Consider the following 17,030-nt stretch of genomic DNA (forward strand, 5'->3'; position numbering starts at 1 on the left):
AAAACAGTGGCGAGGCATTGCAACCCGTTACGCTAAAAAATCATCGTCATTCATAGCTTCAGTTCAGATATGTGCAATGTTTATGTGGCTTTATATATTATGACGACACCGTCTAGAGATCTTACAAGTCCATTAAGCCTCCTCCTGTGTCATTCTAGATAAATCTAGCTGAGAAACTATTTGTTCGATAATAGCATCCTTTGGTTCAAGTTCATGCTTCTTGTTCATTACTATTTAGTCCTCCGTTTTTATAGTTTTTCCCATTTACACAAACTATTTTATAATCCCGTTTTTTGCTGATGCCAAGCTGAGTTATATCGTTTTTGGATGTGTAAAGTCGGATAGTTTTCGAGCTTTAATAAAAGCCTGTGTGATTGTGATAAGAATAGTTTTTATTTGGCTATTATCCAGTTTATTTTTACAAATCCTACTTTGGGCAGCTTTAACCTTTTATTCTCTATTCTTATACTCCCATTTTGATTATTCGTTGTATAACGCATTCGGCTATTTTTCTTGCTCTTGAACTTAGGAAAGCCCGAACGTTTTAGCAAACATTATTACTTGCTCTTGATTAGGATATATTCTGAATTTATATGCCCTATTCATGCTTAATACCTTGCTTCTCAATATATTGCCTTATTATTTCGATTGGTGCTCCTCTCCTTCCACAATTTTTACGAACACTAGGAAATTTTTTCTTTATTAGTCTTGATGAAGCACTCTTAACTGAAGTTTATAGTACTAGACAAATTTATAGAGATTATAATATAGTATATAAACTTGATGCAGCAAATCATATAATTATTCAGGACAAATTACTTTAAAATTTTGAATTTGCAAAAATGGGACTTATCACAATAACATTGAATGCCGCTGTTTTTGATCCAATAAAATGAAAAATCATCCCAGCAGCAGTTAAGTAAATGACTGATAAAAATTTTCTATAAATTTATTAATTTACACTAACTTGCAATATGTGATAGGATACTCAATCCTGCCAAAGCACCTATTACAAAAATTATTGTACCTGAAATTAATAGCCCTATATGAGCATGCTTTTCAAGAATTATTTTACTTGACGAGTCATAATATAAATTCATTTTGTCGCCCACTTTAAAAGTATTCTTGCCGCTTGAGTTAATTTTGCATTTCCTAGTATATTCGCGCCCGTCAATCTCATATTTTACAATGGGATAATATGTAAATTTCGCAGCCTTCCAAATTTTTGTCTGCTTTGATAGTTGCCGAGTAAAAATTTCTATGATTTCAGCTTGAATAACTTGCAAATTTCTTTTTTTGAGCGAGAAATAATTATATATCAGACTAATCCCCGCGCCTATTAATATTATTGTCAAGCATGTCATAGCCTCGACTTCACGTTTTTGATTCTCGAAAAGTGTCAGCAAAATTAACAAAGCCCCTCCGAACATCATAACAAGAGGGTGGAAAATTCCCGCTTCTTCACGGAGATAATATTTATTTACTTTCCGATTCTTGAGCCAATTTTCAACCTGAACAGAGCCGACGAGAAATATAATTATTCCCGGAACATAAGGCAAAACATGTGATAAATCAAAATTTTCCATGATCAATTAATTAATTATTTCTAGAATTTGAGTTAATGAGCTTATTTGCTGAATATCTCCGCTTAACTGATTATTTTTCCTGTTGACGAGTAAAGCACTCATACCGAAATTTTTTGCGCCCTCGTAATCTTTTCGCAGATCATCACCGACAAATAAACATTCTGACTTTGAGCAGCCCGCTTTATCTAGGCACAATTGAAATATTTTAGCTGATGGCTTCTCTTCGCCGGCCTCTTCACTTGTTACTATGAAGTCTATAAATTGCAAAATATTCATCTTCTCAAGTTTCTTAAATTGAATATAAGTTGTCATATCAGAACCGACTCCGATTCTAATTTTATGTGATTTAAGAGTAGATATTACATCAAAGACTTCATCATAGGGCCGTAAATTTTCAAGCATTGTAGACCAGTAAAGCTCGACCATTTCAACAGCGTGAGGGAAGAGAGGCAGGTTAGAACGTTCAAGCATTTTTTTGTAGCGCAAAATTCTAGACCTGCAGCTTCCGTTATATCCCATTTGTGAAAAAATTTCATGTTGGGCTGCCAAATGACTCTCGTTGAAAGTTTCAGCAGTCCAAGCAAAATTTTTATACGCGTATTCTCTGAGTTTGTCTAAAGCAAGCCCGTTACAATACGCAAAATCATAAAGCGTGTTATCTATATCAAATATTACGCTTTTAAACGAGTCCGACATGCAAAAATTTTATTAATCAAGGAGTCCCGCGTCTTTTAAGGCTGACTCGATTTCTTTGTCCGACATGACATTTTTCAGAGTGATTAAAGTCGTCTTTGAAGTGTCTATACCGTCAAAAGTTTTCGCAAAAGGTTTCGCGCAAAGTACTACATCATAGCCCGATGCCGCGCTTTTACCCTCAGAGACTGCACAATGACTTATTGCCGCCGGTTTAATATTGTTCCTCGTCATAACTTTCTTGATCGCGTTCTCCATAAGTAAAGAAGATCCCGCACCGTTCGCACAGCAGGCTAATAATTTCTTTCCGTCAAGTTTTGCCATAATAAAATTTCAAGTCCTTTCAAGATATTATTATTTTATGGTAAAAATTTTATTTCTTGTTCTTCTTCTCTGCAATATAAGCCTTATATGCTTCGTAATCTTCAGTGATTAAGAAATAGCCTTTACGATCCATTAAGTACTCAATTTGAGGAATCGCAAGAAGAACTAACACGACAATAGCAACTCCGATATATCCGGAATAATGCATAACCCATGTAAACGCCGGCCAGACTGTATCCCAGTCAAACATGCCGAGATAACCGCCGTAATTTGCAAGTCCTACCCAGCCAGCTATTAAAGCCGCTCCGAATACCTGAATCAATCCTGAAATAAACGGAATAATCAAGCAGGCTTTAAGTCCGCCCTTCTCGTTCGCAACAAGTCCTATAGTCGCATTGTCAAAGAATACAGGAACGAATCCGCAAATTATAATAGTCGGTGAACCTGAGAATATAAGAATTAATATCGCTGTAATCTGCCCTAATAAACCAGCTAAGAAACCGAATGTAACAGCGTTTGAATCTCCAAATCCGTAACAGACTGCGCAGTCGACTCCGGGAATTGATGACGGCAATAATTTATCTGCAATTCCTTGGAATGATGCTGTCAACTCTGTAACAAATGTTCTGACACCTAACTGTAATATTGCGAGATAAACTGCGAACTGTAACGAGGTATTAAAGCAATAGAACGCAAAATTCATGCTTTCTTTAATATGACCCTTTGCAACAAAGAACGGCTTGCCGATAACTGCCATAATAATTCCAAAGAATACAGTCATTAATATTGCAGTACAGACCATGTTCTCATTAAAGATTGAGAAGAAGCCGGGCATTTCGAGGTCGCCGACTTTCTTAACTTCACGCTTCCCGCCTCTATCTCCGAAAAGTTTATCAGCGAGCCAATATCCGAATCTTATTCCGAACATTTGCTGATGTGCGATTGCAAAGCCTGCCCCGTCCGTTAATTCCTGCATGGGCTTGACTGTCAAGTTTGAACCGACCGCCCAATATGCGCCCAAAATTACAGACATTACGATCATCAAATATAAATCATTGCTTCTGAGTGCAGGAAGTGCGAACATTATGAGCCAGTAAGCTGTTGCAGCCTGCTGAACTTGTACATGTCCGGTCGTGAAAAGTGTTCGGCATTTCGTGATTTTGTTAAATCTCACAAGCAAAATATTAACGATAAAAGCAATTATAACAGCGTCATGACCTGTGAAAAGCCTTTACCGAAAACTTCTTCAACTCCTGCTGTAACTGCATTCTGGCCGTAATATGGATCAATTACGCAAGCTGTAAGATTAAATCTTTCTTTGAGTCCTGCAAGAATAGGACGGAAATTTCCGACTAAGCCGCCCGAACCTGCATTTAATATTAACATTCCGATAATAGCCTTCAAAGTTCCTGCGAGAGTGTCATACCACTTTTTACCCATTAAACAATAGCCGAGCAGTGTCAAGAAGCCGACCATGTAGGGAGCCTGCTGCAATATATAAGTCGCAAAGAAAGTCCAAATCTCATTTAATATAAACATTGTGAGTGATTTCCTTTCGTAAAAATTATAAATTAATCTTCTTCTTCACATGGATATTTCATTTCTGCCTCTAAAATATCCTCCGGAGTCTTCGCTTCAACAAGAGCATCAAGTAATTCTTCATTCTGAAATATATTCGCTAATTGTTGAATGTTATTCATGTGTTCTGTAGGATTTGCTGAGCATAGAGTAAAGAATAAATTTGCTTCTTTCTTTTCTCCGTCCTCATCAGTCCCAAAATCAATTAAATTTTTGCAGACCATGAAACCTATACCAGTTTTATAAACTCCCTCGGCGTTCTCTGTTGTGTGAGGCATGGCGACATTGTGCTCGAATACCATGTAAGGGCCGTATTTCTCTATACATGCTATAATTTGCTTGTAAAAATCTTCTGAAACGCTGCCGTCAGCAATTAAACTTTCAGTACTGATCTTTACTGCTTCCTGCCAAGTTAAGCCAGCGCCGTCAATGAATTTATAGTGTTTCTTCTCGACAATATCCTGTAAAACCGTTGACATTTGCAAATCTCCTTATAAGCACGAACGATAGGGAATATTCTGCGGAGCCTCAAAGCAGTCCTCAAATCCCCGTCTGTGATGATAATAAATTTTATCTTTATCCTGGGGATATGTATATTTGCCGCCGACCTGCCAGAAAAACGGATGGAATTTATATTCGTTGCGATCCTTCTTGAAATCGTACATTAATTTGATTTCTTCGCAATCAGCTTGGAAATTTGTCCATACGTCCCAGTGAATCGGAATGACGACTTTGCAGCGAAGATTTTCGGCCATTCTCAAAACATCGATCGAGGTCATTTTGTCCTGCATACCGATGGGATTTTCACCGAATGAGCCAAAAGCAACGTCAATATCATGATCCTTGCCGTGTTTTGCGAAATAAATCGAGAAATGAGAGTCTCCAGAATGATAAATATTTCCGCCCGGAGTCTTCACAAGATAATTAACTGCTTTCTCGTCCATATCAGTCGGACATTTTCCGGTTAATTCTTCACGATCGGGGCCAGTTGAGTCCGTTGTTACAATACAAGTTCTGTCAAAGCTGTCAAGACAAACTATTTCGATATCCTTAATCTTGATAATGTCGCCGGGCTTGACGATTTTGCAGCGGTCTTCAGGGACTCCCCATTTTACCCAAGTCTCAACCGATTTTAACGGGCCTATAAATGGGACGGGAATTTCTTTTCCGTTCTCGTCAGTTGTCATCATGTTGCTTTGAAGGACATGGGCCGCCCACTCTGCTGACATGTGATCTTGATGATAATGAGTTGCTAAGACTGCATCAACTTGCTTGAAAGCGAAAGGATCAATCACAAAAGGTACATTGCGTAAATTTGGCTGCATCGCTCGGCCGCCGCACATGTTGGCCATTTGATGACCTACTGCCATTTTTCCGTTGCCGTGAGTTCTCTTACCGTTGCCGCACCATAAATCAATCGTGATATTTGCTCCGCCCGGAGTCTTGAACCAGATTCCAGTGCAGCCGAGCCACCACATTGCGACATTGCCCGGAGCTACTACTTCATTCTCAATGTCTTCAACGAGCCACGTCCCCCATTCAGGAAATGTGCTCATTATCCATTTTTCACGAGTCATTTCTGATACTTTACTCAATTTAAAGCCTCCCTTATAATGTAAAAATTTTTTATTGAAAAATGCTGTAAATATTATAGAATATATACTAAATACTAGCAAAAATCAAATTTTATGAGAAAGGAGTTTTTTTTCATGAAACCATATTCAATAGGATTATATGAGAAAGCTATGCCAGAGTCTCTCTCATGGAAAGAAAAATTATTGTGTGCTAAAGAATGCGGATATGATTTTGTAGAAATAAGCATTGACGAGACCGACAAAAAACTTTCTCGCCTTGAATGGTCAAAAGATGAACGACTAGAATTAGTTAATCTCATGAAAGAAATTAATATACCGATTCGCTCGATGTGTCTTTCAGGACATAGAAAATATCCATTTGGCGCGTCTGATCCTGAAGTCAGGAAAAGAAGTCTCGAAATTATGGAGAAAGCCGTAATCTTAGCTGATGATTTAGGAGTCAGAATAATTCAACTCGCAGGCTATGATGTTTATTACGAGAAAAGCAGCGAAGAGAGCGAAAAATTTTTCCGTGAGAATCTAGCAAAGGCAACTTTAATGGCAGCTGCTAAAGGTGTATTACTCGGCTTTGAGACTATGGAGACAGAGTTCATGAACACTACAGAAAAATCAATGAAGTATGTAAACTTGATTAACAGCCCATATTTAGGAGTTTATCCCGACGCAGGAAATTTGACGAATGCCGCAAAAACTTATGGAACGAGCGTTCTCGGTGATCTTGAGACAGGAAGAGGTCATATTATCGCTCTTCACCTGAAAGAAACTCTACCCGGAAAATTTAGGGAGATTCCATTTTTGACCGGACATGTAGATTTTGACGCTGTTATAAACAAGGCTTGGGATATGGGCATTAGGCGTTTTGTTACAGAAATGTGGGACGTTGGCAATACAAGCTGGAAAGATGACATAATATTTGCCTGCTCAAAGATGTCGGAAAAAATTAATAAAGTAGTACATAAATAGGAAGGAAGTTATTTTTTTATGAAAGTTTCAAAAAAGGTCATTGCTAAGTTAAATAAATGTTACGCTATAACAAGTTTAAATTTTAAGGGCAATAATTGTTTTGTTGTAGCAGCTGAAAAAAGTGATCCTTGTTATTTATTCTCTGAGAGCGGCGAACTTCTCGAAACAGTTTGGGAAAAACCGGGCGGAATTATGACAATGACTCCCGTTCCAAATTCAGACGGTCAATTTTTATCAACACATGAATTTTTCTCGCCTAATAATTCAGCAAATGCAAGAATCGTTATAGCTACTCCAAAATCAAAAAATAATTGGGAGATCAGAACGCTTTGTAAAATTCCCTTTGTGCATAGATTCGGAATTCTGAACAGAGCCGGAATTAATTATATTATTGCGTGTGCTTTGAAGACCGGCCATGAATATAAAGACGACTGGCGATTTAAGGGAGCATGTTTCGGGGCTGTATTGCCTGAAGATTTATCGGGTTTTAACGATTCTAATATGCTCAAAATGGATTTAATATGTGAGGACATGTTAAAGAATCACGGTTACTGCAAAATTTCTCACGGCGGCCATGATTCAGCACTCGTAGCATGTGAAGAAGGTACTTTCTTAATTTCGCCTCCTGCTGTACTGGGTTCAAACTGGGAAGTCGAACAAATTAGCTCAATTCCTTCGAGTGATTCGATTCTGATGGACTTTGACGGCGATGGAAAATTAGAATTAGGCTGCATTTCTCCATTTCACGGAAATTCTTTAACTATTTTCCATCTTGATGAGTTCGGAAATTATATCCCTCAATGGAAATATTCACGTCCTGAGAAAGAAACAGAAATGATCCACGCGACATGGCCTTGTGAACTCTTAGGCAAACCGACTTGGATTGTAGGCTGGAGAAAAGGAACTAAGAAAACTATCGCTATTACTTGGGATAATGAGGCCGGAGATTATAAGACAGATATTATTGACGAAAACACCGGATGTGCTAATGCTATGCATTTCAAGAATTCAGAGGGGCAAGACGTTATTGTCGCAACTAATAGGGAGATTGACGAAGTAGCAATGTATACAATTACTGAATAACTTTAATTTCTAGTCAATGCTAAAAAATTATAATGCAGTTCTCGAAATTTTACCGGGGAGCTGCATATTTTTATAATATCTTCATTCATGACTGCAATATTTCCGGCTCGACAAAAAAGGCGGATATTGAGTCTAGAAAAAATGTATAACAAGTATTGTTATTTAACATTTTTTACTTGATAGGACATTATTTTTCCTATAAAATAAAAACAATCATAGAAAAATTTTACAATTATTTTGGGCCATATTAGAAAAAATATCTGCGGAGTCTTATTATATGAGGAGGTGAATTTCTCTATTAAGCAAGTTCCCGAAATAATATTTCATGTGATTTTAATGTTCTTTCACCGCAGGAAAGTCATTGTATCATAAAATTTAATTTATAGGAGGTTTTCTTTGAATGAGTACTAGATTTAAGAAGGTTATTGCTTTCATGGCAGCGGCAATTATGATAATGAACTTTGCAACAGTAGTATTTGCTGCTAGAGAAGATCCTGCGAGACAGAAGGCAGTGGCTGCTAACAGCAGCAAAAAACGTATTGACATTTACGGCGGTGCTCCGGTAAAAATTGCTTACATTGCCCACGATATAGGAACTCCCAACAATCAAGGCTGGAAAGAGGGAATCGAGCGCGAGTGTGCTTCATGGTCAAACATCAAAGTAGATTCTTACAGCGCGGAAGAGTCAGCAGAGAAACAAGTTCAGATTATGACAGACTGCATCAATCAGGGCTATAATGCGATAATCCTTCAGTGTTCAGACGGTACGGCACTTGCTCCTTCTGTTAGACAAGCTGAAGAGGCGGGAATTCCTGTTATAACTCTGAATCTTGATTGTGCCAGCGATACAGTACACAGCGCACTCGTTATGGCAGTTGACTATGACGCGGGACGTATGGCTGCCGATAAAATGGCTGAACAGTTAAAGGGAGAAGGCGACATTGCTATAATTCAGGGTGTGCCCGGTTTGACTCGTACTGACAATTTAGAGCAGGGCTTCCGTGATACAATTGCGAAATATCCTAAAATTAAAATTGTAGACGCTCAGACAGCATCATTCCAGAAAGATACAGCAATGACCGTTATGAATTCATTCTTACAGTCATATCCGGATCTGAAGGGAGTTTTTGCAATTAATGACGCTATGGCCGAGGGAGCTGCACTTGCCGCAGAATCAGCAAACAAGAAGGGCAAAATTTGTATCTGGGGTGCTGACGGCGAGAAAGATGCACTTGCTATGATTGAAAACGGTTCTATGGCTGGGACAATTTACACTAACAGCTGGGACGAGGGTTCAACGGCTGCGAAAATTGCACTTCTCATGATTGGCTCCGAATATAGTTACACTGTTTTAACGGAGACTCCGAAAGTCATCATGGAACCTATTGTTGTTACAGCTGAAAACGTTAGCTCAATAGCTCCGGCAGATCGTTGGTAAGATATTATTTGCAGGGTTGTCTAGCAGGCAGCCCTTTTCTTTTTACCTTTTCACTATATATAAAAGGAGGAAAAATATTTTGAAGCAGCTTAGTCAGACAGCAATGCGCCGGCTTATCTCTATTATCATGCTGGCGGTCTTAGTCTGTCTTTTTACTATACTGGCTGGGTATGGTCAGGGTAAATTTTTTAACTTTGCTAATCTGATCGAGGTTGTTCGTGATGCTTCGATTCCTGCAATTATCGGTGTTGGTGTAACATTTCTCATTATCACATCCGGTATTGATCTCTCTACAGGCAGCATGATGGCTCTTGTCGGCATGGTCATGGCTAATATTTATGAATATACTCTGTGGCCGTTCAAAGTAATGGTGTTATTCGGCCTGCTTACCGGATTATTTTGCGGTCTCATTAATGGGCTTATCGTCGCAAAATTGAATGTCCCTGAATTTATCGGCACTCTTGCTACAATGAGCATTTTCCGGGCAATGACTTATATTATTGCTATTCGTAATGTGAACGGAGTAATCAAGAGTCAAGCTATGAATCATTCCGAATATGTTTGGCTTGGTACAGGTGTCGGAAAATTTTATTATGTAATAATGGCAATGATTTTATTTATTGTAATAGGTCAGATTTTGCTGCGTTATACTCGTTACGGCACGAATCTTTATTCAGTGGGAGCAAATCGTAAAGCCGCCGTGTTGTCAGGTATAAATGTTGCTAAGACTCGTATAATTGCATATATGTTAACTGGCTTTTCTGTTGCGGTGGGTGCGGTTTTCACTACTGCGAGACTTCAGAGTGCTACTACTGCTATTGGTACAGATTTTGAATTCAGCCCTATTGCTGCTGCTGTAGTCGGGGGCGCGGCACTTTCCGGAGGGTCGGGCGATGTTATAGGGACTCTTATCGGAGCTTTATTCATGGCTACTTTAGAAAATGGAGTGCGTAAACTTGATATGAATACTTCATTTCAGTATATTATCAAGGGCGTTATAATTATTGCTGTTGTGATTTTCGACGCTACTTATAAATCCCGTATGGAACGAAAAGCGCGAGAACAGGGAGCAAAGGAGGGACTTGAGTAATGGCAGGAAATACAATTCTTGAAGCAAAAAATATTTATAAAAGTTTTTCCGGTGTCCCGGTACTTCAGGATGTACATTTTGAAGTTAAAGTCGGTGAAGTTCATGCTTTAATGGGCGAAAACGGAGCTGGAAAATCAACGCTCATAAAAATAGTAACGGGCGTTTACTCTAAAGACGAGGGTCAAATTTACTGGGAAGGCAAACCTGTAGAAATTAATAATTATCAGGACTGCCAGAAATTAGGGGTAGCTTGTATTTATCAGGAGTTATCAGTAATTCCCCCGCTTACAGTTGCACAAAATGTTTTCTTAGGCCGTGAACCTCGTAATGGCCCATTCATAAATTACAAGAAAATGAATGAAATGACTCAGGAGCTTATCGATAAATACCAGTTCCCGCTGAAACCTACTACAATTGTTGATAATCTCGGCATTGGTCAGCGTCAATTAATAGAGATACTCAAGGGGTTATCGCAAAATTCAAAGCTGCTCATCATGGACGAACCTACGGCCTCACTATCAGGCAAAGAAGCAGAAATGTTATTTCACATTATCCGGACTCTAAGAGAGCAAAGCGTTTCAATAATTTATATTTCTCACCGTTTGGAAGAAGTCTATATGCTTTCTGACAGACTCACGATATTGCGCGACGGTAAAAATGCGGCAGTTCTTGAGAAAGAAGAAATCATACCGGCTAAAGTTATCGAGACAATGATCGGCAAAGTTGTTGACGAGTCAGCGGGCTCTAAAAAAATGTTACACTCTGATGACAGCAAGCCCGTTCGCCTTGAAGTTAAGAATTTGACGGACAAGACAGATCGTTACCGCAATATCAGCTTCCAAGTACATAGCGGCGAAATATTAGGTTTAGGCGGACTTATCGGAGCGGGACGTACTGAAGTCGTGCGTGCAATTTACGGCGTTGATAAAGCAGCTTCGGGCGAGGTCATACTGGGCGGCAAAAAATTAAATCCGTCCCCTAAATCAAGCATTAAAGAAGGAATCGGCTTTGTCCCTGAAGATAGACGCAATCAAGGCTTTATCCCCCTGTTGTCTACTACAAAAAATGTCGCTCTGACAAATTACGATATTGTGAAAATTAATGGTGTAGCTATTTCTGACAGTGATGAGTTAGCAATGAGCAAGCGCGCTATTGAGACTATTGATATACGTCCTTCAGATCCTGATAAACAAGTCGGAGTCATGTCCGGCGGAAATCAGCAAAAAGTTGTTCTCGGCAAGTGGCTGATGAGAAATCTTAAGCTGTTAATTGTCGACGAACCTACTGCAGGTATAGACGTTGGAGCAAAGGACGAAATTTATTCGATCTTAGAGAGACTTGCTAATGAGGGAGTAGCTGTTATCGTTGTAACATCGGACTTGCAAGAATTATTGCGTGTTTCTCATAGAATTCTAGTAATGAGAAAAGGCAACATTGTCAAGGAATTTAAAAATGTCGAAGTCACCCAATCCATGGTGCTCGCTGCCGGTCAGGGTGTTCAGGAGGAGAAATAAATATGAACAAAATCAACTGGAGCAAGTATTCTAAGCCCATAATATTGCTGTGCTTTATTCTAGTTCTGTCGATTTTAAGGCCTAAAGCGTTTCTATCACTAAATAATTTCAGTAATGTGCTTTGGTCAGTGTCAGTTATTGGAATTATGGTAAGCGGCACAATATTTGTATTCTTAATGGGCGGTATTGATCTCTCAATCTCAACATTATGCGCTTTTACTGCTGTTGTAGTTGTTGAGGTGACTCACATGATGGGTGATACACAGTCAGCAGTAACTGCGGGTGTGATTGCTGCACTTTGTACCGGTGCTGCGGCGGGGCTGCTTCACGGCTTTATAATTACGACGTTCCATATTCCTGCATTCCTAGTAACATTTGCAAGTCAAAGTATTTTTCTTGGGCTGGCTATGGTCTTGACGAATAATAAAATTATAAGCTGTACAGTGCCTGCTTTTACTGCGATCGGCTCAATGAAAATTTTAGGATTCCCTATGCCTGTATATTTTATGCTGATTATTGCGGTTATAAGCTGGTTCTTGCTGCGTAAAACTGTATTCGGCCGCTATGTTTATGCAGTCGGGGGCAATCCTGTTGCTTCTGAAATTTCCGGCATAAACGTTAAAAAAATGACAATTATATGCTATATTTTGTCGGGACTTACTACTGCGCTTGGCGGTATTGTTTTAGCATCAATGACTCAGCAGGCTTCTTCTTCTTTGGGTTCAGGCTATACTAATGACGTAATCACGGCGGGAGTAATCGGCGGCGTTTCTCTATTAGGCGGTGAAGGTACAGTGCCCGGCGCAATTTTCGGAGCTGTCTTAATGGGACTCTTGAATAACGGTTTAAATCTTATGTCAGTGCCGTCTACTCATGCAGGGCTCGTGAAAGGTCTAGTTATAATTATAGCTGTTGCCTTTGACGCTATGCAGCACGCTGACCAGTCGAGAAAAAAAGCAAAAAAGGTAAAGTCTTAAGTGTCAGGGCATTCACTGAAGGGAGAATTTATAATTATGAAGAAAATTGACGCACATCTTCATCTTGCTAAAGTACTTGCTGGTTATTGTCGACGCGGTGAACTTCGTGCTATTGGAGGCGGAAAGGCTCAATGGGGGAGCGGTGAAGTCTTTCAACTTTTGCCGATTACTGGAGAATACGGAGACGAGAATTTTACAGCGGAACAGGCTTTATCTATCATGGATAAAAACGAGGTTGAACGCGCTGTCTTAATGAATGGCAGTATGTACGGCCTTCAAAATATTTATCACGAGGAAATTTTAGAGAAGTACCCGGATCGTTTTTGTCCTTCCTGCGAGGTTGACCCCTTTATGACAAATCACATGGAAGTATTGACACGCTTTTTTGAGGAGAAACATTTTCATTTAGCAAAATTTGAAGTCAGTTCCGGCGGTGGATTAATGGGCTGTCATGACGCTTTTGATCTCTCAGGGGATCGCATGATGGAAATTTACAAACTTGTCGAGAAATATAACGGAGTCGTTGCTCTTGACGTAGGAGATATTGACATGGAAAGCCACCAGACAGCCGCCCTCATGAGAATCGCCGACCGCTGCCCGGATTTGAAGCTGGTTATCTGTCATTTACTCGCACCTATGCGCACTAAAAAACGTGAATGGATAGCGGAACTTAATATGTTAAGTCAGGCTAATATCTGGTTTGACATTGCGGCAATGCCTAAAATTATGTCTCCGGATTCTTATCCATATTCAGAAACTATCAAGTATTTATCTGAGGCTGCCCATATCGTAGGCGTAAATAAATTAATGTGGGGTACTGATGCACCCTACGCAGCAACTCAAGACAGCTACGAACATTTGACGGATTATTTATTGAAATCTAATGAGTTCACACAAAAAGAACTTGAGGATATTTACTACAATAATGCTAAGGCCGTTTATTTTCCTGAAAAATAATTTTTGAATCAGGAATACAATTTCAGGGAGTTGTAACATGGTTGCGACTCCCTTTGTTTATATATTTTAGATCTTTACTTAATTACTAGAAAATATGGAATACGAGGTGATTCAATCAAGAAAAAGTTATTGTTGTTCACGGGATGCTATCCAAATATACACAACAAACTTGCCGATTCTTGCAAGTAATAATAATTTATATTGACATCGTGTTGTTGCAGTATATAATTTTTATGACTATAAATTTATAAGGAGGTTACAGACAATGCCAAGAGGCTCAATAGAATTAACAAATGCTCGCAAGGACGAAATTATAAATGCATGTGCATCTCTTTATGAGACTATGAGCTTCAAAGACATTACTATTAAGGAAATAGGTGAGCTTACAACTTTTAAGAGAGCGGCGATTTATAATTATTTCCAGACTAAAGAAGAAATTTTCCTTGCATTGCTTCAGCGAGAATATGACCTTTGGGCCGATGAATTAAATTCAATAACTGACAATCACGAGAGAATGACAGCTGATGAAATTGCACACGAGTTAGCTCATTCACTGGAAAAAAGACAACCAATGCTAAAACTTTTTTCGATGAATCATTTTGATATGGAAGCTAATAGTAGGCTTGAAAATCTCACAGAATTTAAGGCAGCTTATGGAAAATCAATTAATGCCGTTGAAAAATGTCTAGAAAAATTTTGTCTTGATATGTCAGGAAAAGACCGTCAAGATTTTATTTATTCCTTTTTCCCGTTTATATATGGAATTTATCCCTATACATTCGTTAGTGAAAAACAGCGTCAGGCAATGGAATCAGCAAATATAAATTATGTTTATCTCTCAATTTATGAAATCACTTATACATGTGTCAAAAAACTTTTAGGAGTTCAGCAATGAATATTGATTTTCATGCTCACCCAATCACAAAAATTTTTCGCGAAAATATCGAACTTCTTAAAATTGATCCGATTGAAGATGACGGATTCCCATTACCTCAATGGACTGTTGAATCTCATCTTGATTTTATGAATAATGCGGGAATTGATTATACTGTCCTGTCAGTCCCTCCGCCTCATGTTCACAATGGGAATGATAAGAAATCATGTGAGGCTGCTAGGAAAATAAATATAGACACGTCAGAAATTTGCAGAAAATATCCTGATAAATTCGGTTTTGCCGCTTGTATGCCTTTGCCGTGTGTTGATGGAGCAATCAAAGAAGCTGAATTTGCTTTTAATGAGCTTGGAGCTTTAGGTGTAAAACTTTCGACTAATAACAACGGAATTTATTTAGGCGATAAGATTTTAGATCCCTTTATGGCAAAATTAAACGAGAAAAATTCACTTGTAATAATTCATCCGTGCAGAGCAAGGCAGCGTCCCGAAAATGTCATTACAGGTAAAGTCGCAGCAATTTATGAATACCCGGCCGACATTACACGAGCTGTGTTAAACATGGCCGCTAATAAAATAATGACGAGATTCCCGAATATAAAATTTGTTGTGCCTCATAACGGTTCATTTTTACCGTATATGCTTTCAAGATTTTCGGGAGTGTCGGGGATTTTATCTTCTCTCGGAATGATGGACTCTGTAGATGTCAACAAGGAATTTGCGAATCTTTTTTTTGATATTGCCGGAGATCCTGAGCCTGCCGCACTCGATATGCTTTTAATGATAACTGATGATAAACATATTGTTTACGGGAGCGACTTTCCGCATTCACCTGCCAAAATTGTATTAAATAAAAAATTACACTTTGACAATAACGGAAAATATGACTCAATCAGACAAAAAATATATTCTGACAATGCTTTAAATCTTATAAAAGGAGGTCAATAAATGCAATGTATTAAACTTGGAAATTCAGAATTAAACGTGTCCCGTATTTGTCTCGGCTGTATGGGATTCGGCGATCCTTCAAGAGGTCAACACACATGGACAATTGACGAGGCACACACACGAGAAATTATAAAGCGCGCTATTGAACTCGGTATAAATTTTTTTGACACTGCTATTGCTTATCAAAGCGGGACAAGTGAGCAATACGTCGGGCGGACTCTTCGCGATTTTGCAAAACGTGATAATGTTATCTTAGCTACAAAATTTTTGCCGAGAACCCAAGACGAAATCGAAAATCATATCAGCGGACAAAAGCACATTGAAAATATGCTCAATACCAGCCTGAAAAATTTGGGAATGGATTATGTAGATTTATATATTTATCACATGTGGGACTGGCAGACAGATATTTATGATATTCTTGACGGGCTTAATAATGCTGTAAAATCTGGTAAAGTGCGTTATATAGGGATTTCAAATTGTTATGCGTGGCAGCTGGCAAAAGCTAATTTTATTGCAGAAAAAGAAGGCTTCCCAAAATTTTGGTGTTATCCTAATAAAGTGGACATAAAATATGGAAACTCGTTCAGCAAAATATAGTGATGACTTCAAAAGAGTCTCGTTAGTTATGTACGAAAACGGCAAATCGCAGTCTCAATTAGCTCGATAATATGGGGTCTCTTTAAGTGCCTTATTCAGATGGATTAAGCTTTTTTCTGAAGTTAAGCTTGACGATGAAACAATTATTAGTGCCAAGCAAATAAGAGAACTTCAAAAACGTAACTCTGCACTTGAGGAGGAGAATATAATATTAAAAAAATATTCACGCCACACTCAAGCAACGTTTAAACGCTGTTTATAAACTCCGGTGTGAACATAAAATTAAGACGTTATGCAGAGTTTTAAAAGTTAATCGCAGTTCTTATTATAAACATTTTTATTCTACAATTTCTAATAAACGTCTTGGAGTAAAGAAAATAAAAAAGCGTTGAGGTCGAATATGGTATAAACCTTAGTGTGGGAAGATTGTACTGCTTGAAATGTCTACTAAAAAGACTTCTTTACGCAGTTATAGAAAAAATAATAGAAATTCTGGAAGTAATGTTCTTAACCGTCAAATTAAGCCTAAGACTCTAAATTTAGCATGGATTAGCGATATTACATATATTTGTACTGTAAAAGGAATTTGTTATTTATGTGTAGTTATTGATTTATTCTCGCGAAAAGTAATTGCATGGAATGTGAATTCAAGGCAAAATACAAAATTAGTATATGATACTCTGCTTAAAGCATGAATTTACGTGGACATCCTGAAAGAGTATTATTTCATTCTGATCGCGGAACACAATATATTTCTGATGAATTCCGATAATTACTTGATAACATAAATTTT

19 protein-coding genes are annotated in these 17,030 nt (G+C 38.4%); 11 read left to right on the top strand and 8 right to left on the bottom strand.

Going from position 1 to position 17,030, the window contains the following annotated elements; translation table 11 throughout:
• Window positions 1-525 precede the first annotated feature (525 nt).
• The 8 genes from IJS99_08595 to ulaG all read right to left on the bottom strand — a co-directional run bounded on the left by IJS99_08595 (window position 526) and on the right by ulaG (window position 5,776).
• Window positions 526-627 (bottom strand): helix-turn-helix domain-containing protein, encoded by a 102-nt coding sequence (locus IJS99_08595; GenBank protein MBQ7561873.1) that lies wholly within the window; start codon window positions 625-627, stop codon window positions 526-528.
• Between the two features lie 335 nt (window positions 628-962).
• On the bottom strand, window positions 963-1,592 hold the full coding sequence (locus tag IJS99_08600; GenBank protein ID MBQ7561874.1) for a hypothetical protein: 630 nt from the start codon (window positions 1,590-1,592) through the stop codon (window positions 963-965).
• On the bottom strand, window positions 1,593-2,282 hold the full coding sequence (locus IJS99_08605) for an HAD family hydrolase (GenBank protein MBQ7561875.1): 690 nt from the start codon (window positions 2,280-2,282) through the stop codon (window positions 1,593-1,595). It lies immediately after the preceding gene.
• A 12-nt stretch (window positions 2,283-2,294) separates the two neighbouring features.
• Window positions 2,295-2,603: a PTS sugar transporter subunit IIB gene (locus tag IJS99_08610; GenBank protein ID MBQ7561876.1), complete on the bottom strand. Its 309-nt coding sequence runs from the start codon at window positions 2,601-2,603 to the stop codon at window positions 2,295-2,297.
• Between the two features lie 49 nt (window positions 2,604-2,652).
• On the bottom strand, window positions 2,653-3,777 hold the full coding sequence (locus IJS99_08615) for a hypothetical protein (GenBank protein MBQ7561877.1): 1,125 nt from the start codon (window positions 3,775-3,777) through the stop codon (window positions 2,653-2,655).
• 26 nt (window positions 3,778-3,803) lie between these two features.
• A complete protein-coding gene (locus IJS99_08620) occupies window positions 3,804-4,142 on the bottom strand; it encodes a hypothetical protein (GenBank protein ID MBQ7561878.1) in 339 nt (112 codons plus the stop codon).
• Window positions 4,143-4,174: 32 nt separating this feature from the next.
• Window positions 4,175-4,660: a PTS sugar transporter subunit IIA gene (locus tag IJS99_08625; protein MBQ7561879.1), complete on the bottom strand. Its 486-nt coding sequence runs from the start codon at window positions 4,658-4,660 to the stop codon at window positions 4,175-4,177.
• Window positions 4,661-4,672: 12 nt separating this feature from the next.
• On the bottom strand, window positions 4,673-5,776 hold the full coding sequence (gene ulaG, locus IJS99_08630; GenBank protein ID MBQ7561880.1) for an L-ascorbate 6-phosphate lactonase: 1,104 nt from the start codon (window positions 5,774-5,776) through the stop codon (window positions 4,673-4,675).
• 114 nt (window positions 5,777-5,890) lie between these two features.
• Between ulaG and IJS99_08635 the strand changes: the two genes are divergently transcribed.
• The 11 genes from IJS99_08635 (at window position 5,891) to IJS99_08685 (ending at window position 16,932) form a co-directional block, all read left to right on the top strand.
• Window positions 5,891-6,739, top strand: a complete 849-nt coding sequence (locus IJS99_08635; protein MBQ7561881.1) for an L-ribulose-5-phosphate 3-epimerase — start codon at window positions 5,891-5,893, stop codon at window positions 6,737-6,739.
• A gap of 18 nt (window positions 6,740-6,757) precedes the next feature.
• Window positions 6,758-7,822, top strand: a complete 1,065-nt coding sequence (locus IJS99_08640; GenBank protein ID MBQ7561882.1) for a hypothetical protein — start codon at window positions 6,758-6,760, stop codon at window positions 7,820-7,822.
• Window positions 7,823-8,222: 400 nt separating this feature from the next.
• A complete protein-coding gene (locus IJS99_08645) occupies window positions 8,223-9,260 on the top strand; it encodes a sugar ABC transporter substrate-binding protein (protein ID MBQ7561883.1) in 1,038 nt (345 codons plus the stop codon).
• A gap of 79 nt (window positions 9,261-9,339) precedes the next feature.
• Window positions 9,340-10,350, top strand: a complete 1,011-nt coding sequence (locus IJS99_08650; GenBank protein MBQ7561884.1) for an ABC transporter permease — start codon at window positions 9,340-9,342, stop codon at window positions 10,348-10,350.
• On the top strand, window positions 10,350-11,864 hold the full coding sequence (locus IJS99_08655; GenBank protein ID MBQ7561885.1) for a sugar ABC transporter ATP-binding protein: 1,515 nt from the start codon (window positions 10,350-10,352) through the stop codon (window positions 11,862-11,864). The genes IJS99_08650 and IJS99_08655 overlap by 1 nt, the downstream gene beginning before the upstream one ends.
• Before the next feature lie 2 nt (window positions 11,865-11,866).
• A complete protein-coding gene (locus IJS99_08660) occupies window positions 11,867-12,841 on the top strand; it encodes an ABC transporter permease (protein ID MBQ7561886.1) in 975 nt (324 codons plus the stop codon).
• A 36-nt stretch (window positions 12,842-12,877) separates the two neighbouring features.
• Window positions 12,878-13,798 (top strand): amidohydrolase, encoded by a 921-nt coding sequence (locus IJS99_08665; protein ID MBQ7561887.1) that lies wholly within the window; start codon window positions 12,878-12,880, stop codon window positions 13,796-13,798.
• 265 nt (window positions 13,799-14,063) lie between these two features.
• On the top strand, window positions 14,064-14,693 hold the full coding sequence (locus tag IJS99_08670) for a TetR family transcriptional regulator (protein ID MBQ7561888.1): 630 nt from the start codon (window positions 14,064-14,066) through the stop codon (window positions 14,691-14,693).
• Window positions 14,690-15,637 (top strand): amidohydrolase, encoded by a 948-nt coding sequence (locus IJS99_08675; protein MBQ7561889.1) that lies wholly within the window; start codon window positions 14,690-14,692, stop codon window positions 15,635-15,637. The genes IJS99_08670 and IJS99_08675 overlap by 4 nt, the downstream gene beginning before the upstream one ends.
• Window positions 15,638-16,237, top strand: coding sequence for an aldo/keto reductase (locus tag IJS99_08680; protein MBQ7561890.1), 600 nt, complete (start codon window positions 15,638-15,640; stop codon window positions 16,235-16,237). It abuts the gene before it with no gap.
• A gap of 440 nt (window positions 16,238-16,677) precedes the next feature.
• The gene (locus IJS99_08685; GenBank protein ID MBQ7561891.1) at window positions 16,678-16,932 is read left to right on the top strand and encodes a DDE-type integrase/transposase/recombinase; all 255 of its coding nucleotides are present in this window, start codon (window positions 16,678-16,680) and stop codon (window positions 16,930-16,932) included.
• Window positions 16,933-17,030: the final 98 nt, after the last annotated feature.

It is taken from the genome of Synergistaceae bacterium (assembly GCA_017444345.1).
Classification (GTDB): Bacteria; Synergistota; Synergistia; order Synergistales; family Aminobacteriaceae; genus JAFUXM01.